This window comes from Bacillus luti, from assembly GCF_009739945.1.
Lineage (GTDB): Bacteria > Bacillota > Bacilli > Bacillales > Bacillaceae_G > Bacillus_A > Bacillus_A luti.
Genome location: NZ_CP040336.1, coordinates 733,798 through 751,069, shown reverse-complemented (window position 1 = coordinate 751,069; position 17,272 = coordinate 733,798). Strand labels below are relative to the sequence as shown.

The following is a 17,272-nucleotide window of genomic DNA, read 5'->3' as shown; positions in this document are numbered from 1 at the left end:
TTCAAAATAAAAAGCACATCTATTTTAATGTGCTTCTCTCAAAAATACCAATCTATTATTTCATCGCTTCCTTCACAACATCTTGAATCATAACAACTTCTGTTTTCATATCAACAGAGGGTGCTTCTTCATCAATACATTCATACCAAAACGCTAAGTGCTTTTTATCAATTTCATGATGAGAATTTTCGACAAGAGCCCCGTTTTCTCCTTGTATAGAATACCAATATAAGTATTCTTCTCCATCTCTTATTTCCCGGAAAATTGTCTCAACGTACATCTTTTCGTCGTTTAGTGTCAAAAGCACTTCTTTCATGTTGTCATTAAGAAGCTGCATCCATTCGTCTACACGATGACTTTTACCTTGCTTCACTTTAAATCTTGTTAACTCCACATTCATTTTTATTCCCCCGTTTTCTTACGTGCAAACAATCTATATTCTATTGGATTGTAAAAACTTAATTTACTAGCTAATTTTTGCGAAGGAATATTAGCTACATAACAATCCCAGCACGGTATAATATCATTTTGCATGCAATACTCAATGAACCGTGTCGCAACAGCTTGAGCTAACCCTTTCCCTTGATGCTCTTTATGTGTCGCAATATCAATTTCAGCAAATCCATTTCCACTAAATATCGAAACACATTCCGCTACAATCGTCCCATTTTTCTCTATACAAAATCCAAAACCATCATTCAAAAATGCTTCAGTTGATCCCCAATATTCTTTATAATATTCTTCTGTAAATTCATTACTTTGTGCTATACCTTTTCTATCAATACGCTTCACTTCATGTGTATTTTTGTTACAATCTCGTTTTCTCTCTTCAAAGGTTACGCTTTGAAATTTCATTCGCGGGATGTTCCGAAGTGCATTACTAAAACGCTCTTCTAACATCATTTCCCACTCGGCACTTGAAGTGAAGAGTGTAAATCTCTTCTCTGTTTTTTCAATAGCCATTTTTAAATACGCAAATAAATCTTCGTTATAATTTTGATCATCCGTATCACCAAATAAATAATAGATACCGTTAGCTGTAATAATTAATCCTGCCGTTAACTTCTCGTTGGCAAAAATCTCACCATCTATCATTTGGTCACATACCGCATAAGCAAACGTCGTCGTTCTTGTAAGGCTTTCTAAAATCGGAAGAATTTTTCTATACTCGGCTACAGATAATTTTTTCATAATCGCTCCACTTTAATCGTATCAGCCTCTATATTTTCAAAACAAAGATTTACCGTTCGCTTTAATGCTCTCGTTCTATGAATTGTACATGCTGGAATTAAAATAGAATCATTTGGCTTTAATACCGCTGTTTCTCCATCTTCAAAATCAATAAGTAATTCCCCCTCTAACACAATAAATAATTCATCCGAATTAGAATGATAGTGCCAATCATATTCACCAGTAAATACAGCGATTCGTAAGCAATGACTATTTACATTTGAAACGACGAAATTTTTATGTTGATCTTGAATGTCCTTTGTTAATTCTATTAAATTCACAGTTTCCATCTTTCATCCCATCCTTTCATTAGTCGTTCTTCTGAAAAACGAACTTAGTCTCCACCACCTCCGCAATCTCCTCCACCATCACTTGAGCTGCTACAATCGTTGCTACTGTAATCACCAAATCCACTTGATGAGCTTGAATAATAAGACGAATTTCTTTTCTTTTTCCGCCTTTTTTCTCCACCATTCTTATTAGTTGATAGTAATGTTCCAAACACTAAAACATGTACTAAAATCGCTACCATTAAAAAAATAATAAGTACAAATACATGTAAAGATAAATTTGAAACTGGTAACTTAATTAAGTTAATAAAAATAATACACATGACAATAAAATACATAACATTCGCCACATCTATTAAACCACTTTCGATTTTAGACCTAGGTCTCTTTTTCGTAACTACTAACTCCCGTTTACTCCTTACTCCTCTTTGTTTTTTTTGCTTCCTCCGCTTACTTTTTCTTCCCAATCTGATCCCCCTTCCAAATTTTATATAATTCTAAATTATCATAGTAAAGGTCGATTAACATCAATAAATACCAATTTTTACATGTTATTACCCGTAAAAAAAGACCTTCCTCATAAAAAGGAAGGTCTCGCATATATCTCTATTATGATAAAGCAGGAGCTTTCTCAAGAAGCTCTTTCGCATCAGCGTATTGTAAACCGTGCGCTTCTGCAACTGCTTCAAATGTTACATATCCATCTAATGTGTTAATACCTTTTAATAATGCAGTGTTTCCTAAGCAAGCATCTTTGTAGCCTTTGTTCGCAATTTGTACTGCATATGGTACTGTTACGTTTGTTAATGCAAGAGTTGATGTACGTGGAACCGCACCTGGCATATTAGCAACTGCATAATGAACAACGCCATATTTTTCGTAAGTTGGGTTGTCATGAGTTGTAATACGGTCAGTTGTTTCGAAAATACCACCTTGGTCAATCGCGATATCTACAACGACAGAACCTGGTTCCATTGATTGAATCATTTCTTCTGTTACAAGTTTTGGCGCTTTTGCACCTGGAATTAATACTGCACCAATAACAAGGTCAGATTCTTTTACAGCTTCTGCAATGTTGTATGGATTAGACATTAACGTTTTTACTTGGTTACCAAAAATGTCATCTAATTGACGAAGACGTTCTGCACTTAAGTCGATGATTGTTACATCTGCACCTAAACCTACTGCAATCTTCGCTGCGTTTGTACCAGCTTGACCACCGCCGATAATTGTTACTTTGCCGCGTTTCACCCCTGGAACGCCTGCAAGTAAGATACCTTTACCACCTTTGTTTTTCTCAAGGAATTGTGCACCGATTTGTGCAGACATACGACCAGCTACTTCACTCATAGGTGCAAGTAATGGTAATGAACGATTGTCTAATTGTACTGTTTCGTATGCGATTGATACAACTTTGTTATCGATTAATGCTTTCGTTAATTCTGGTTCTGGAGCTAAGTGTAAGTACGTGAATAAAATTAAACCTTCGCGGAAATAGCCATATTCACTTGCTACTGGCTCTTTTACCTTCATAACCATATCTTGATTCCATGCTTCTTCAGCAGTTTCAACAAGTTTCGCACCAGCTTGTACGTATTCTTCATCCGTAAAACCAGATCCTAAACCTGCTCCTTTTTGAACAAAAACTTCATGACCATTTTGCACTAAATGTACAGCTCCCGCTGGCGTCATTGCCACGCGGTTTTCATTGTTTTTAATTTCTGTTGGAATACCGATACGCATTATTAGTTCCCCCTTGAGTTATGAAATGACCCCTGAATCATTTTTTAAAGCGCTTTCTACGCTCTTATATTTTAACATAATATCTCAATATTTGACAAAAAATAATACAAGTTTTCCGATAGATTTAATCTTACATTAAAGGACAGTATTATCCGCACCTCTCAGCACAATGGATAAACTGTCCAATTATTCGAAACTTCACTTTATTTTTCTCTATCGATGTCTATGAATAACATCTACTGCACCCGTTACTTCAATAATTGTACCGGTAATCATATCGGAATCGTCCTCACATAAAAACGAAATCGTTCTTGCGATATCTTCGCCTGTTCCAGATCTACCAATTGGTGTGTTATGTTCTTTCAACTGACGTGCTTCTTGAATTGTCGCTTCTTTCATTTCACCAATAATATCACCAGGACATACCATATTTGCAGTAATACCATATTCCGCTTCTTCGTAAGCAACTGTTTTCGTTAATGAAACAAGTCCTACTTTCGCTGCCGCAAAAGCTGAACGATAAATCCATCCCGGTGCGCTATCTGCCCCTTGGAATCCGTAATTAATAATACGGCCAAAGTTCTGTTTTCTCATAACCGGAACGACAAGTTTTAATAAATGAAATACCGCTGTTAAATTACCCTGAATCATTTCATTCCATTCGTCTTCTTCATAATCGACTAACTTTTTTCGTTCAAATACATATGGACCAGCATTATTAATTAAAAAGTCAATTTTGCCAAAACGGCTTATCGCTTCTTCTACTATTTTATGTAAATCTTCCTTTTTCGTGACATCCGCTTGCACGAATTGTAGACGCTCTTCTATATTTTTATATGTTTCTCTCATCGTTTCCATAGCCGTGATATCGCTATGATACGTTACTGTTACTGAATAGCCTTTAGCCAATAACTTTTCTGTTACTTGCTTTCCTAAACCTTTCGTACCGGCTGTAATGAGCGCGTGTCTCACAAACATGCCCTCCTTTTAAATTGCTATACTTCATATGTAACAAGTTCTCGCACCAATTACAACTAAAATGAATTAAAACAGAGTTTTCGAAATTCTGTAACGTTTCGGGCAAGCACATTACCAAAATTTGTTTTATAATAAAGTTGTAAACAGTAATAAAAATGATTGGGAGGAATTTACTATGAATAATACATATACAAATATTTTAATCGCGGTGGATGGTTCTAAAGAAGCAGAAAAAGCCTTTAAAAAAGCAATTCAAGTCGCAAAACGAAACAATGCAACATTAACAATTGCACATATCGTTGATGTAAAAGCATACTCAGCAGTAGAAGCTTATAGCCGCGCAATTGCTGAACGTGCAAATCTATTTGCAGAAGACTTATTAGAAGACTACAAAAAAACTGCGCTTGAAGCTGGCCTTGAAAAAATTGAAACTGTATTAGAATTTGGTAATCCTAAATCTAAAATTTCAAAAGAAATTGCTCCAAACCATAAAGTAGATTTAATTATGTGTGGTGCGACTGGTTTAAATGCTGTTGAGCGTTTCCTAATTGGTAGCGTCTCTGAACATATTATTCGCTATGCGAAATGCGATGTCCTTGTTGTTCGTGGTGATGAGGAGCAAGGTGATCTTTAATTCATAAAAATAAACAGGGTAAATAAGAGGCTTCTCTTATTTACCCTATTTTCATTTATACTTTAGGAATTCTGTAATCCGGATTATGTTGTTCCCAGCCACCTTGTGTATCTACACTCGTATCGCCATCACCATCTACCCATATTGTTCTCCCGTCAGGTAAAACTCTTTCATGTGCTGTTACATGATGAGTATTCGGATTTTCCTCCGTCGTATATTCCACATCAGCTGTTTCTAAAGCCGATGCTTGTGCTACATTATCACTGCCTATCCCATCTGTAATTCCATCTGCACCATCAATTATATCTATAACCCCTACTGAGAAAACACCTACAGCCGCAACCTTTGCTAATTCTTTTCCTGCTTCTATCGCCTTATCAGTATCTCCCTCTCGTATCGCTTGCACCGTTTCAACTCCCTTTTCTGAAACATGTACAATACCTTTTCCAACATCCTTTATGAAATTACTGTTCGTAACTTCTCCTACTGCTTCTATCGCACCGCCAACTACTTCAGCTGTAACTTTAGCCGCCGCTCTCGTTACTAATTTAATTAACCCCATACTGCATCCCCTTTCCGAAATATTATTATATATAATTATATCGATTATGATTATATAGCTGTAGCCTATACAACTACAACTTATTTCACATACTTCACTATAAATACAAGACAAACTACCATAACAATAGCTACTGCCAACACATAAGGCGGTAAGAACTTCAAAGACCATAACGCCATCATAATCGTCGCAATCGTTAAATAAGATTGCCTTGCATCTTCTGTCATTTTTTTACGAAAGCAGAATACATACAAATAACCGATTGGCGGCGTAATAAAACAAAGAACATATATGATTTTTGATTTCAAATACCATTTTTGTTCTCCGAGTTTCTGTATATCTTCTTCTATTCTCTTATGCTCTTGTTCTCTCGCTTCTTCTACAAGCGGATCTTCCTCTTCTCCTCGCTTTTCTTTCATATAAGGAAGAAAGTGCACGAAAAAATAGTATACAAATACGAATGCCCCAAATCCAATATTGACTCTTTCTAATGGAATATGTTCACTAAAAAAAGCAGCAGTAAGCACTAAAGATAAACAGTACGTCATCATCCAAAATGAACGTTTTCTCTTTTTTCGTTCCATTTCTTTTTTATTTTGTACATGTTTTCTTTTCGAAAGCCATATCGAAATACAGCAATCTATTACAAATAGAGTAAAGATAAATATTGCAACTTGTACTGTTTCTACATTCTCAAATGAAAAGATATTTGGGAATGCAACGTGTAATACAATTAGCGTATACAAAATTAACCCTATAAGATAAATACGTCTCATGTTCCATTCCTTTCTTATTTCCTAACATTACATTAACATACATTTTTTAGAAATAGACGGACAAAATATATATGTTTAAAAAAGGAGGATGCAACATGGATGATTCTGAACGTATTATTTTAGATGTGAATGGGAAAGAAATCGAAATGTTAGATACAATCCGTACACATTTTAAAGAAAAGCATGGAATTGAACTGAGTAACGGTGCATTACTACGAGATTTGATGGATATTGAGTATATTCGAATTACGGAAGATCGACATAAGTATGATTAATCAGTACAACTTGAAGCCTAGAGCAAATTTCTCTAGGCTTACTTACATCCACACGAAAATGTTATAATTAGGAAAAAATGTGGAGGGTGTCAAAATATGAAATCTGAAAATATCTCAAAACATTTTCATACATTACATGCACAAAGGAACGAGTTCCTTCCTCATCTTCATTCATTATCACAAGGACAACTATGGTATAGGAAAGAGGACAAAAAATGGTCTACTGGTGAACACTTTTATCACTTATATTTAATTGCAAGAATGCTCAAAGTAGCAATTAAATTCTCTCTCACTCTTATCCCTTATGCAAAGCTAAGAAAAAATGCCCCATTTGAAACTGAAATACACGATATTTATGCCGAATACAAAAAGAAACATGGTAGAGGAATGAAAGCCCCTTGGATTTTAGTTCCTTCAAAAAAGGTCTATCAATCTCTGAATGTAACTGAATTAGAAGCATTACTTGCACATGAAACTGATGAAATAAAAAAACTAGTTCAAAATATAGAAGAAAATATTGCAGGGCATATCGTATTTTTAGATCCAATTGCGCACTATCCTAACCTTATTCAATCGATCCAGCTTTTAGCGATACATGAGAAACATCATTTTATCATTATGAAGAACAACTATAACAATCTCGGGCGTCCCCTTCTAAAAAAAATATAAAAAACTGCCCATATTACCTATCAGCAGTCTTCCATACCTATTTAAGATCTTGATGTTTCCCGCCCATACCGCCTGGCTCATTACTATCCTGGTGTACAGTTAGTTTATTGGTTTTAGCATCTTTCGAAACTCTATATGTATACGATTCATTTGGTTCATCTTTAAACTGGATATTCATACCGTAAGAACCGCTTTTACTATAAAAGGCCGGTTGTATGTATGAAATATCACTTTCTTTATATCCTTTCTCTTGCAAATGCCACATCGTTGCGATAATCGCTTCCTCTTGCTTCTCTTTTTCACCAACAGACAAATATTTGTCCAAGAGAAATACTTTAGCATTTGCAAGTAAGCTGATTAATAGTACGACTATAAATATTATTTTTTTCATAGATTCCTCTGACCTTTAATTGTAATCTTTGACTATATCATAACTTTAATACCAATAAAAAGAAAGTACGCTAGACTTTAACAGACTAGCGTACTTTCCAACTCAATTCCTAATAACTTCTTTTGTTAAACCTTTCACTTTATCCAAAGCTTTTTGGATTTGCTCAAACCCTGTCCCGCCAGCACTATTACGGCGTTTTACAGCCGCATATGGTGACAGCACTTCATACAAATCTTCTTCAAATAAAGAACTCATTTCTTTATACGTTTCAAGTGGTACATCTACTAAATAAATTCCTTTTTGCGTGCAATGTAGAACTAACTTCCCAACAATTTCATGAGCTTGACGGAATGGCAGTCCTTTATTTGCTAAGTAGTCAGCAATTTCTGTTGCGTTAGAGAAATCTTGCGTCACAGCTTGCCCCATTTTTTCTTTGTTTACAGTCATCGTTTCAAGCATGCCTGCCATAATATGAAGACATCCTTCTACTGTTTTTACTGTATCAAACATTCCCTCTTTGTCTTCTTGCAAGTCTTTATTGTAAGCGAGCGGTAACCCTTTCATTACTGTAAGTAAACTAAATAAATTACCGTACACTCTGCCTGTTTTACCACGGATTAGTTCCGCCATATCCGGATTTTTCTTTTGCGGCATAATACTGCTTCCCGTTGCGTATTGATCGCTCATTTCAATAAATTGAAACTCTTGGCTACTCCATAAAATAAGTTCTTCGCAAAAGCGTGATAAGTGCATCATAAGTATAGATGAGTTACTTAAAAACTCCAGTATGAAATCACGATCGCTTACTGCATCTAAACTATTTTCATAGATTCCATTAAACCCAAGAAGCTCCGCACTATATTCGCGGTCAATTGGGAATGTTGTCCCAGCTAACGCTCCTGCTCCTAATGGTGAAATATTAATACGCTTTAATGAATCTTCATAACGATTCACATCACGCTCTAACATCCAAAAGTAAGCAAGGATATGATGAGCAAACGAAATCGGCTGTGCACGCTGCAAATGCGTATAGCCAGGCATAATGGTTTCAATATTATTTTCTGCTTGATGAACAAGAACAGTTTGCAATTGTTTTGTAGCTTTTATGATGTCTTCTACCTTTTCTTTTAAATACAAATGCATATCTGTCGCCACTTGATCGTTACGGCTTCGGCCTGTATGAAGTTTCCCCCCTACTTCGCCAATTTTTTCAATTAACATTTTTTCAATGTTTAAGTGAATATCTTCTGCTTCTACTGAGAATTGAAGCTTATTCTCTTTTGCTTCCTCTAATAAGTAGTGAAGCCCCACCTTTATTTTCTCTGCTTCTTCTTTCGTAACGATGCCTTGCTTCGCTAGCATCGTTACGTGCGCAATACTTCCCTTTATATCTTGATTTACTAATTGTTGATCGAAGGAGATAGATGCTCCGAACTCTTCAACCCACGCTTCCGCTTCTTCTGTAAAACGTCCGCCCCAAAGTTTGCTCACGCTTCCACCTTCTTTTGATTCACTTGGCTGTATACTTTCGTAGGTAAACCGAATAATGAAATGAATCCAACTGCTGCATCATGATTAAATTCATCTTGAGCAGTATATGTTGCTAGTTTTTCATCGTATAAAGAGTACTCAGATTTACGTCCTTCTACAATTGCATGACCTTTAAATAATTTCACACGCACTGTACCCGTTACATTTTTTTGTGTTTCTTGTAAGAAAGCATTGAGCGCTTGTTTTAAAGGAGAGAACCATAAACCGTTATAAATAAGTTCTGTTATTTTCTGCTCAATCATCGGTTTGAAATGAGCAACCTCTTTCACAAGTGTTAAATCTTCAAGTTCTTTATGCGCTGTAATTAACGTCATTGCCGCTGGACATTCATATACTTCACGAGATTTAATACCAACAAGACGATTTTCTACGTGATCGATACGTCCAACGCCGTGTTTTCCAGCAAGTGCGTTTAACGTTTTAATAAGTTCTGAAAGTGGATATGCAGTGCCATTTAAAGTAGTCGGTACACCTGCTTCAAATCCGATTTCTACAAACTCTGGTTTATTCGGTGTATCTTCTAATGCCAATGTCATCTCATATGCATCTTCTGGCGGCGCTGCCCATGGATCTTCTAAAATACCACATTCGTTGCTGCGTCCCCATAAGTTTTGATCGATTGAAAACGGGCTATCTAAATTAATTGGGATTGGTACATCATTTTCTTTTGCATATGCAATTTCTTCTTCACGTGACCATTTCCATTCACGTACAGGCGCAATCACTTCTAAGTAAGGATTTAATGCTTGGATAGAAACTTCAAAACGAACTTGGTCATTTCCTTTCCCTGTACATCCGTGTGCAACTGCAGTTGCGCCTTCTTGTTCTGCGATTTCTACTAATTTCTTCGCAATAAGCGGACGAGATAATGCAGAGACAAGAGGATATTTCCCTTCGTATAATGTGTGTGCTTGCATCGCCATCAATGCATATTCATTAGCAAATTCTTCTTGAACATCAATCATATATGATTTAATTGCACCTACTGAAAGTGCCTTTTCTTTTACAAATGCTAAGTCTTTACCTTCCCCTAAGTCTAAACAAAGCGCGATAATATCATAATTTTTCTCTTGTAACCATTTAATTGCAACGGAAGTATCAAGACCTCCGGAATATGCTAATACCACTTTTTTCTTCTCCATTTTGCATCCCCCTAAAGAATAAATATTCATTTTCTTTTATAATAATTCACACTTTAACACCTTTTACAAAATGTATCAAGGGTCATTTTCAAATTTTTTCAAACAATTTCGTCGAACTTCTTTCTTTTTTTATGTAAAATAGAGGCAGATAAATGGAGGTGTATCTATGGAAAAATATTTTATATACAATGAGCATCTAGGAATCGCAGTGCCGAATATACAAGAAGAATGGGATGACATCTCTGAAAAAACACAGCACACTATTTTATTAAAATGGGAGCAAATTCGCGGAAAAATACCCGATCGTATAAAAGAACTTGAACATTACATTAATGCAAAACAACATCATTTAAATAACGAAGAAGACTTCGAAATCTCTTGCAAACTGAATTCAGAAATTGCCGATCTCGCTTCTATCATTAATGACCTTTGGCTTTGGTATCGACTCACTCAAAATGTATCTGAGGGGAAGGCACACCAATGAAAAAAGCATGCCCCTCAATTACTTTGGGTCATGCTTTTTTGTCGTAACAAGATTTACAATATATTTCTTGTGCTGTTTTCGCCAAACACACATCAAACGGACCGACTAATATACTTCTTTCTTTCGGCAACTTTACAAAAGCAACGAGCTCTTCTTCATATTGAATCTTTTTCTTACATGAAACGCATATTAATTCTTTTCTTTTGAACATGTCTGTTAGCATATCTTCTTTATCCCTTTTATCTATCTATATTAATATAACCTCATAACAGTTACGACTTGTAAAAAAATTACACATTCCAAAACGAAGGATTCACATACTATGTACAAAAGGAGGTCCATACTTATGCGTGCTTTCGTTATTATCGCTTTAACGTTTTTAAGTGTGATTAGCTGGGATGCGTTTTTTAAAGATAAAGGTGACCAAAAAGATACAACTGAATAAACGCCATCTCTTTCTTACTTATTGGACAAACTAAAGAAACTGTCCGATTCTGCAAAATAGCTTAGGCTTTTCTACAAAAATATTTAAACATAACAATTTTTGTAGATTCCCTCCGTTTATTGTCGGTTTCCATCCGCATACATTTTTTAAAAGTATGATATAATAGTATAAATCTTGAAGGAAGGGATTTTGATATCATGATCGCTCGAAGGAGCATGTGGCATCGTATTGACGAATCATACACGTAGCGTATTTTTCAGCTCAGATACTTTAGTCTAGCGAAAAAAATACGAGAGTGGGGAAATTATGATTGCCCGAAGGATAATTTGGCAAAAAAAAGACTCTTCTTACACGTAGCGTTTTGTTTAGGACTTAATTGTTACTAGCTAAACAAAACAAAGAAGAGCAGGATTGCTAAATGAAGAATCCTACTCCACGTTTTGTTTAGTCGCTTTAAGACTTAAACTAAAACGAAGGTAGGGAAACTTGATGGACGAGAGGATTATTCGTTATTTCTTCAGCGACATATAGCGTAGTTAGTTTTTTCGTAAACTAACTGAAGCTACATGTGAGCTCGTAGTTAGTTTACAACACAAAAGGACTACTAACTACGGAAAGAAGGAATAACGATGAGGAACATCCAAAGTCGACAAATTATTAAAGAAATTTTTATGGTTTTAATCGGTTCATTTATTTTAGCAGCAGCGCTATATCACATTCACTTCCAAAACCACTTAACTGAAGGTGGCTTTGTAGGTATTGCACTATTCATCCAAAATTTTTATGATATTTCACCATCTATTTCAACTGTAATTATGGATATCCCTATTATTTTACTGTGTGCTTCATTTTTAGGTAGAAAAATGGTTGGTTATTCATTCCTAGGTTCGATTTCATTCGGAGTGTTTTATTCTCTTATGGAAAATTACTCTCCATTCACGGTAGATTTATCAAATAATTTATTTGTAGCTGCGATAGTTGGCGGTGCGTTAGCTGGTATTGGACTCGGTTTTATATTGCGATTTGGCGGTGCAACCGGTGGAGACGATATTTTAACAATTGTATTAAGTAAACGAACTCGTTTTACAATTGGGCAAATTTTCTTCGTCTTTGACGCGATTGTTCTTGCGCTTTCATTATATTATTTAAATTGGACGGAAATTGCTTTTACTATTCTTTCTATTGCCGTACAGGCAAAAACATTGGATTTAATTTATTATCCAAAAACAGAAAAAACAGCAGAAAAGCAACCCGTATCTATTCCAATGACAAAGAAACATGCAACAAATTAAAAAAGCGAAAGGCTTCGGCGCCTCTCGCTTTTTTTTACATACTTTTTTCTTTTTCAACTATGTGACGCACTTGATAAAATCGATTCGCAAATTCAGTAACATTTCTCGTTAAACGATAATTCACTGTAGATCCAATCGCCATGCCGATTACCGGAATACCTTGGAATAACTTACGACGAAGCGCATAAATCGAAAATGTCTTCAAAATTTGTTTTAACACAACTTCAGTAGAAGCTGGTTGTAACACCGCCTCGTCTCCTTCATAAAAGAACGAATCTTCTTGCCCCAGTTCTTGCAATAAATTGTACCATGCGTATTGTTGAAGCCTTCCTGGTAGTAATGACGCGTGAAACACCTTTAACGCAAGCATCATTTCATAAGGCTTGTTCACATCATGCCCAAATGATGTTGCAATCAGTTGGACAGCCTTCACATTTAACGCAATCATAACTGGAAAATCAGCTGTTAATAATAATAAACCTCCAGCACCGGTGGCTCCGCCTTGTACGAATGAATATAGACGATGGCGTGCTGTTTGCTGCTCTGCTATGTATGTTAATTGATCAATAGATAATGCTTTCAAATCTTCTAGTTGCTCAATCGATTCATCAAATAATCTCGATGTTCCTAAAATACGATTACGCGCATCTAACTGTGATTGTGAACTTTGAATCAATGCATGCAAATGAAAGAGCCATCCATCTGCTTTCGTAAAGAAATCTTTTCGTTTTTTCTCAGGTAATTTCGCAATTGTATTATGTACCCATTTATCAAACATTTTTTGAAAATCCGTCGCTTCTTGCTCAACTAATTGCAATTCCCATTCTTTTATATTGTCTAAAATGGCTTGTTCTCGCTTCGATCGCATCGTAACAACCACCTCGTTCGATTTTTTTCTATTGTAACATATTTCCGCTTATTCTTTACAAATATGCTTGTCTATCTTTATTCACATACCATTTTTTAGTGGCATAAAATATTAGCAAAAAGGATGAAATAAATCACATGAATCTATCCAATATAAAAAAAGAATATAATACCGTATTCAGTTTAGGACAAAACTGTTGGCCTGCTTGGGCGTTATATCAATTCGGATTATCACCATTTTTGGCGTTATTGATTTTATGCTAAGCCCCTCATTGGAAAAAGTGAATTTATTATTACAAAATCGATTTGACCGTTTTTTACACTTCGAAAATTTATCCTTCATCTCATTTTGGGATGATGATGCGAAATTAAGACTAAGGGACAACCTCTATGAAATCGACTCCTGTCATGACTTTAAAACAGATGTAAATACACCAACTTCTTGGCCTTCTTATTCAGAAATCAAGCTAAATTATGAGCATCGAATTAATCGTTTTCTAACTACAATTGAAATGGAAAAGTCCATATTGTTTATTCGGACTGGAGGAACATACGAAGAAGCACGATCTCTGGAACAAATTTTATCTCAAATAGTCAAACATAAATTCTCCGTCTTGTTACTGATTCCTACGGATGTAACAACTGTCATCCAAGAAGATTGGGGATTACAAAATGTTTGCGTTATAAAATGCCCTATTATGGATGTATACCAGTACAATGAAGGATTTTGGAATGACTTATTTGATGGGATCTCAATTAGACCGCACGCTTAAATACACCACACTTTTTATCATGCAATACATTATAATCATCCTTATACAAAATAAATAAGGAGTGATTCTATATGTATCCACGTGCAAAAGCATTCGGTCTTGCCACACATCACGGTCGCCTTCTCGTACAAGAATATCATACAGGCGATGAAACGTATTACCGACCTCTTGGCGGCTCAATTGAACTTGGTGAAAAATCAGCACATACCGTTATTCGTGAATTTCAAGAAGAGCTTCATACAGAAGTGGAAATCACCAATTATTTAGGCTGCTTAGAAAACATCTTTCAGCTAGATGAGGAAATTGGTCATGAAATCATTCAGCTATATTCTGTACGCTTATTAGACACATCACTATATGAAATGGAAAAAGTGAATATACAAGATGCGCAAACCGTATCGTATGCAAAATGGATTCCCATTACAGCTTTTATTCAGAAGGAAAAAGTACTATATCCAGATGGAATTTTAAACTATATCCAAAAGAAAAAAGACGAGATCCTATAGGATCTCGTCTTTCTTTTCATATAATATATTAACCAATATCTCCAAGACGTAGTACGTCACGAGCAATCATAACTTCTTCGTCAGTTGGAATTACGATAATTTTTACTGGAGAGTGTGGGAAGCTGATGAATGCTTCTTCACCAAATACGTTATTACGTTTTACGTCGAAGTATACGCCCATGTACTCAAGGCCTTCTAATACGCGCTCACGAATAATTGCACTGTTTTCACCTACACCAGCTGTGAAGATGATTGCGTCTACACCTTTCATACGAGCAGTGTAAGAACCGATGTATTTGTGGATACGGCTTACGAATACATCAAGTGCTACTTTCGCACGGTGGTCGCCTTCTTCTTCTTTCGCAATGATGTCACGTAGGTCACTAGAGTAACCAGTAAGACCTAACATACCACTCTTCTTGTTTAATACGTTAACTACTTCTTCTACTGTTTGGCCTGTTTTTTCCATGATGTATGGAATTAACGCAGGGTCAAGGTTACCAGAACGTGTACCCATTGTTACACCAGCAAGTGGAGTGAAGCCCATAGAAGTATCGATAGATTTACCGCCTTCTACTGCTGCGATACTTGCACCGTTACCTAAGTGACAAGAAAGTAAGCTTAAGCTTTCAAGTGGACGACCTAATAATTCAGCCGCACGCTCAGTTACATATTTGTGAGAAGTTCCGTGGAAACCGTATTTACGGATGCCAAATTTCTCATAGTACTCATATGGTAAGCTGTATAGGAATGCAGATTCCGGCATTGTTTGGTGGAATGCTGTATCAAATACTGCTACTGCTGGTACGTTTGGTAATACTTCTTGGAATGCTTTAATACCAACAATGTTTGCTGGGTTATGAAGTGGTGCTAAATCGCTTAAATCTTCGATATCAGCTAATACTTCATCAGTAATTAAAACAGAGTCAGCAAATTTTTCGCCGCCGTGAACAACACGGTGACCGATACCGCCAATCTCATCTAGAGACTTAACGATTCCGTTTTCAGTTAATTTTTTTAGAAGCATATTAACTGCTACTGCGTGATCTGGGATGTTTGTAATTTCTTTTTGTTTTTCGCCATCTACAGTAATAGTGAAGATACTATCTTCTAAACCGATACGTTCTACTAAACCTTTTGTTAATACTGTTTCACTTGGCATTTCAAATAATTGGAACTTTAAGGAAGAGCTTCCTGCGTTAATCGCGATGATTTTTGACATCTAGTCTTTCGCCCCTTTTTCTCTTGGTAGTTGTGTGGATGTTTCCACAAACCGCTCGATTTTATCTGATCAAATTTACTAAATATGAAAACGTTTCATCATTAGCAAATTTTATACTCACGATTTTAATTTAAACATCGTCCGACATATATTTCAAGTGAAAAAATTGTAACACCAAGAAAAAATATATATTACAGATTTCAAAAAAATTCAGTTAAATCTTGAATATATTTAAAAATATGACATATTATATAAAACTGTACTACATGAATTACTAATCCTGTTACATATACCTAACTTTATTTATGGGTTGCAAACCAAGTATTTAATTGATCCATAATGTTCTCCATTGCCTTCATGTTGGAGAATTTAGGTAACTCCACTAATAACGCCTGTTTTGGCATTGTTACACCCTGGCCTTTCTTTTGGAGAACAAATATACTTTTTGCATTTTTCTCGTTTTTAAACATGGAAACAGGTAGCTGTAATAACCCTTGAATAAAGCATGTTTCTTTAATAAATGCATGTAATTTCGGTGCTTGATCACTTTCAAAAATGAAGTTCGGTACTAGGAAGAATAAGTACCCACCTTCTTTCGTATGTTTCACACTTTGTTCAATAAATAGGTGATGGGCATATGACATTCCTTCATCTGCTTTTAACTTATATTCACTTGCACCGATTTCATTTGGGTAATAACCAATCGGTAAGTCTGAAACGACTGCATCAACCGGATCGATATAAAGTGGTGCTAGTCCATCTTGATGGAAGAATTCGATTGCATGCTTTTGTAAATTCGCATTTACTAAAGCAAGTTTAATTAGCACTTCATCCACTTCTACACCAAATCCACTCATTGTTAGCCCTTCTTTGGCGCTATTAAACACTGTCGTCATTAAGTTACCTGTCCCAATTGCAGGATCTAACACAGTAATTTCATTTTGACCTTGCATAAATTTATGGAATAAGTAGCTCATGAACATACCAACTGCATCAGGCGTCATTTCGTGATTCGCTTGTACGCCTTCTTTCATTCCTTTTAAGATGGCTAATTGAAATGCTTTACGAATTTCTTCACCTTTATATGTTTCTTCATTAAACGTACTATATTCACGATTCAGCCTTTCAATTGCTGATTCTGATAATTCCTCTTGTAAAATCGCTCCTTCAAACAAGTTATTACCTGTTTCTACAAGCGCCTCTAAATATGTTACATCTAATTCTTTACGTAAAACTACCGCAGAAGAATCAAAAATAGAAAATAATGTTTCTACTGTCTGACTCACGTACATTCCTCCTTCTCTCTTTTACACATAACTTATATCATACCACAAAGTGTTTTTTTCAAAAAAGAAAAAGCGACCTCCTACAAAGAGCTCCCCTTTAAGTTATATATGATATAACGTTTTTTCTCATATATTGGTACCATTATGCAGCAATAT

Annotated in this window: 21 protein-coding genes and 1 pseudogene; 7 read left to right on the top strand and 15 right to left on the bottom strand. The window is 35.6% G+C overall.

The window, feature by feature from the left end:
- Positions 1 to 55 precede the first annotated feature (55 nt).
- The 6 genes from EUC40_RS03935 to EUC40_RS03910 form a co-directional block, all read right to left on the bottom strand.
- Positions 56 to 400: a DUF6176 family protein gene (locus EUC40_RS03935; RefSeq protein ID WP_156573773.1), complete on the bottom strand. Its 345-nt coding sequence runs from the start codon at positions 398 to 400 to the stop codon at positions 56 to 58.
- Positions 401 to 402: 2 nt separating this feature from the next.
- Positions 403 to 1,191: a GNAT family N-acetyltransferase gene (locus EUC40_RS03930; protein WP_156573771.1), complete on the bottom strand. Its 789-nt coding sequence runs from the start codon at positions 1,189 to 1,191 to the stop codon at positions 403 to 405.
- Complete coding sequence (locus EUC40_RS03925) at positions 1,188 to 1,520, bottom strand: cupin domain-containing protein (protein WP_071710371.1); 333 nt, start codon at positions 1,518 to 1,520, stop codon at positions 1,188 to 1,190. Before EUC40_RS03925 ends, EUC40_RS03930 begins: the two co-directional genes overlap by 4 nt.
- Before the next feature lie 44 nt (positions 1,521 to 1,564).
- Positions 1,565 to 1,987 (bottom strand): hypothetical protein, encoded by a 423-nt coding sequence (locus EUC40_RS03920; protein ID WP_071710370.1) that lies wholly within the window; start codon positions 1,985 to 1,987, stop codon positions 1,565 to 1,567.
- Between the two features lie 142 nt (positions 1,988 to 2,129).
- The gene (gene ald / locus EUC40_RS03915) at positions 2,130 to 3,263 is read right to left on the bottom strand and encodes an alanine dehydrogenase (protein ID WP_071710369.1); all 1,134 of its coding nucleotides are present in this window, start codon (positions 3,261 to 3,263) and stop codon (positions 2,130 to 2,132) included.
- A 213-nt stretch (positions 3,264 to 3,476) separates the two neighbouring features.
- Positions 3,477 to 4,235, bottom strand: a complete 759-nt coding sequence (locus tag EUC40_RS03910) for an SDR family oxidoreductase (RefSeq protein WP_156573769.1) — start codon at positions 4,233 to 4,235, stop codon at positions 3,477 to 3,479.
- A gap of 181 nt (positions 4,236 to 4,416) precedes the next feature.
- Between EUC40_RS03910 and EUC40_RS03905 the strand changes: the two genes are divergently transcribed.
- The gene (locus EUC40_RS03905; protein ID WP_001066672.1) at positions 4,417 to 4,875 is read left to right on the top strand and encodes a universal stress protein; all 459 of its coding nucleotides are present in this window, start codon (positions 4,417 to 4,419) and stop codon (positions 4,873 to 4,875) included.
- A 55-nt stretch (positions 4,876 to 4,930) separates the two neighbouring features.
- Here EUC40_RS03905 and EUC40_RS03900 read toward each other — a convergent pair whose 3' ends face one another.
- Both EUC40_RS03900 and EUC40_RS03895 read right to left on the bottom strand, forming a co-directional pair.
- Positions 4,931 to 5,437, bottom strand: coding sequence for a hypothetical protein (locus EUC40_RS03900; protein WP_156573767.1), 507 nt, complete (start codon positions 5,435 to 5,437; stop codon positions 4,931 to 4,933).
- A gap of 80 nt (positions 5,438 to 5,517) precedes the next feature.
- Entirely contained in the window at positions 5,518 to 6,213 is a 696-nt protein-coding gene (locus EUC40_RS03895) for a hypothetical protein (RefSeq protein WP_156573764.1), read from the bottom strand.
- Positions 6,214 to 6,308: 95 nt separating this feature from the next.
- On the opposite strand from EUC40_RS03895, the gene EUC40_RS03890 reads away from it, so the two are divergent.
- On the top strand, positions 6,309 to 6,488 hold the full coding sequence (locus tag EUC40_RS03890) for a hypothetical protein (RefSeq protein ID WP_000342758.1): 180 nt from the start codon (positions 6,309 to 6,311) through the stop codon (positions 6,486 to 6,488).
- Positions 6,489 to 6,584: 96 nt separating this feature from the next.
- Positions 6,585 to 7,157: a DinB family protein gene (locus EUC40_RS03885; RefSeq protein WP_156573762.1), complete on the top strand. Its 573-nt coding sequence runs from the start codon at positions 6,585 to 6,587 to the stop codon at positions 7,155 to 7,157.
- A gap of 37 nt (positions 7,158 to 7,194) precedes the next feature.
- Here EUC40_RS03885 and EUC40_RS03880 read toward each other — a convergent pair whose 3' ends face one another.
- The 3 genes from EUC40_RS03880 to EUC40_RS03870 all read right to left on the bottom strand — a co-directional run bounded on the left by EUC40_RS03880 (position 7,195) and on the right by EUC40_RS03870 (position 10,241).
- Positions 7,195 to 7,548, bottom strand: coding sequence for a DUF3139 domain-containing protein (locus EUC40_RS03880; protein WP_156573760.1), 354 nt, complete (start codon positions 7,546 to 7,548; stop codon positions 7,195 to 7,197).
- A 102-nt stretch (positions 7,549 to 7,650) separates the two neighbouring features.
- Positions 7,651 to 9,039, bottom strand: coding sequence for an argininosuccinate lyase (argH, locus tag EUC40_RS03875; RefSeq protein ID WP_156573758.1), 1,389 nt, complete (start codon positions 9,037 to 9,039; stop codon positions 7,651 to 7,653).
- The gene (locus EUC40_RS03870; RefSeq protein WP_042512163.1) at positions 9,036 to 10,241 is read right to left on the bottom strand and encodes an argininosuccinate synthase; all 1,206 of its coding nucleotides are present in this window, start codon (positions 10,239 to 10,241) and stop codon (positions 9,036 to 9,038) included. The genes argH and EUC40_RS03870 overlap by 4 nt, the downstream gene beginning before the upstream one ends.
- 166 nt (positions 10,242 to 10,407) lie before the next feature.
- On the opposite strand from EUC40_RS03870, the gene EUC40_RS03865 reads away from it, so the two are divergent.
- A complete protein-coding gene (locus EUC40_RS03865; RefSeq protein WP_156576911.1) occupies positions 10,408 to 10,725 on the top strand; it encodes a radical SAM protein in 318 nt (105 codons plus the stop codon).
- A gap of 28 nt (positions 10,726 to 10,753) precedes the next feature.
- On the opposite strand, the gene EUC40_RS03860 is transcribed toward EUC40_RS03865, so the two are convergent.
- The gene (locus EUC40_RS03860; protein ID WP_071710361.1) at positions 10,754 to 10,948 is read right to left on the bottom strand and encodes a hypothetical protein; all 195 of its coding nucleotides are present in this window, start codon (positions 10,946 to 10,948) and stop codon (positions 10,754 to 10,756) included.
- Positions 10,949 to 11,799: 851 nt separating this feature from the next.
- On the opposite strand from EUC40_RS03860, the gene EUC40_RS03855 reads away from it, so the two are divergent.
- A complete protein-coding gene (locus EUC40_RS03855; protein ID WP_001244512.1) occupies positions 11,800 to 12,462 on the top strand; it encodes a YitT family protein in 663 nt (220 codons plus the stop codon).
- Positions 12,463 to 12,496: 34 nt separating this feature from the next.
- Here EUC40_RS03855 and EUC40_RS03850 read toward each other — a convergent pair whose 3' ends face one another.
- Positions 12,497 to 13,330 carry an EcsC family protein gene (locus EUC40_RS03850; protein ID WP_071710360.1) on the bottom strand — a complete coding sequence of 278 codons (834 nt, stop codon included), beginning with the start codon at positions 13,328 to 13,330 and terminating at the stop codon, positions 12,497 to 12,499.
- A gap of 137 nt (positions 13,331 to 13,467) precedes the next feature.
- Here EUC40_RS03850 and EUC40_RS03845 point away from each other — a divergent pair.
- Both EUC40_RS03845 and EUC40_RS03840 read left to right on the top strand, forming a co-directional pair.
- Positions 13,468 to 14,102, top strand: a pseudogene (locus tag EUC40_RS03845) (DUF1796 family putative cysteine peptidase).
- A 71-nt stretch (positions 14,103 to 14,173) separates the two neighbouring features.
- Positions 14,174 to 14,608, top strand: a complete 435-nt coding sequence (locus tag EUC40_RS03840) for an NUDIX hydrolase (RefSeq protein WP_156573755.1) — start codon at positions 14,174 to 14,176, stop codon at positions 14,606 to 14,608.
- Between the two features lie 28 nt (positions 14,609 to 14,636).
- Here EUC40_RS03840 and ackA read toward each other — a convergent pair whose 3' ends face one another.
- Together ackA and EUC40_RS03830 are read right to left on the bottom strand one after the other, a co-directional pair.
- The gene (ackA, locus tag EUC40_RS03835; protein ID WP_071710356.1) at positions 14,637 to 15,830 is read right to left on the bottom strand and encodes an acetate kinase; all 1,194 of its coding nucleotides are present in this window, start codon (positions 15,828 to 15,830) and stop codon (positions 14,637 to 14,639) included.
- Between the two features lie 299 nt (positions 15,831 to 16,129).
- Positions 16,130 to 17,116 carry a class I SAM-dependent methyltransferase gene (locus EUC40_RS03830; protein WP_156573753.1) on the bottom strand — a complete coding sequence of 329 codons (987 nt, stop codon included), beginning with the start codon at positions 17,114 to 17,116 and terminating at the stop codon, positions 16,130 to 16,132.
- Positions 17,117 to 17,272 lie beyond the last annotated feature (156 nt).

Excerpts from the sequence above, each read along its gene's own strand:
- EUC40_RS03935 (WP_156573773.1), bottom strand. The coding sequence starts at position 400 with ATGAATGTGGAGTTAACAAGATTTAAAGTGAAGCAAGGTAAAAGTCAT.
- EUC40_RS03930 (WP_156573771.1), bottom strand. The coding sequence starts at position 1,191 with ATGAAAAAATTATCTGTAGCCGAGTATAGAAAAATTCTTCCGATTTTA.
- EUC40_RS03925 (WP_071710371.1), bottom strand. The coding sequence starts at position 1,520 with ATGGAAACTGTGAATTTAATAGAATTAACAAAGGACATTCAAGATCAA.
- ald (WP_071710369.1), bottom strand. The coding sequence starts at position 3,263 with ATGCGTATCGGTATTCCAACAGAAATTAAAAACAATGAAAACCGCGTG.
- EUC40_RS03905 (WP_001066672.1), top strand. The coding sequence starts at position 4,417 with ATGAATAATACATATACAAATATTTTAATCGCGGTGGATGGTTCTAAA.
- EUC40_RS03900 (WP_156573767.1), bottom strand. The coding sequence starts at position 5,437 with ATGGGGTTAATTAAATTAGTAACGAGAGCGGCGGCTAAAGTTACAGCT.
- EUC40_RS03895 (WP_156573764.1), bottom strand. The coding sequence starts at position 6,213 with ATGAGACGTATTTATCTTATAGGGTTAATTTTGTATACGCTAATTGTA.
- EUC40_RS03890 (WP_000342758.1), top strand. The coding sequence starts at position 6,309 with ATGGATGATTCTGAACGTATTATTTTAGATGTGAATGGGAAAGAAATC.
- EUC40_RS03885 (WP_156573762.1), top strand. The coding sequence starts at position 6,585 with ATGAAATCTGAAAATATCTCAAAACATTTTCATACATTACATGCACAA.
- EUC40_RS03880 (WP_156573760.1), bottom strand. The coding sequence starts at position 7,548 with ATGAAAAAAATAATATTTATAGTCGTACTATTAATCAGCTTACTTGCA.
- EUC40_RS03870 (WP_042512163.1), bottom strand. The coding sequence starts at position 10,241 with ATGGAGAAGAAAAAAGTGGTATTAGCATATTCCGGAGGTCTTGATACT.
- EUC40_RS03865 (WP_156576911.1), top strand. The coding sequence starts at position 10,408 with ATGGAAAAATATTTTATATACAATGAGCATCTAGGAATCGCAGTGCCG.
- EUC40_RS03860 (WP_071710361.1), bottom strand. The coding sequence starts at position 10,948 with ATGCTAACAGACATGTTCAAAAGAAAAGAATTAATATGCGTTTCATGT.
- EUC40_RS03855 (WP_001244512.1), top strand. The coding sequence starts at position 11,800 with ATGAGGAACATCCAAAGTCGACAAATTATTAAAGAAATTTTTATGGTT.
- EUC40_RS03850 (WP_071710360.1), bottom strand. The coding sequence starts at position 13,330 with ATGCGATCGAAGCGAGAACAAGCCATTTTAGACAATATAAAAGAATGG.
- EUC40_RS03840 (WP_156573755.1), top strand. The coding sequence starts at position 14,174 with ATGTATCCACGTGCAAAAGCATTCGGTCTTGCCACACATCACGGTCGC.
- ackA (WP_071710356.1), bottom strand. The coding sequence starts at position 15,830 with ATGTCAAAAATCATCGCGATTAACGCAGGAAGCTCTTCCTTAAAGTTC.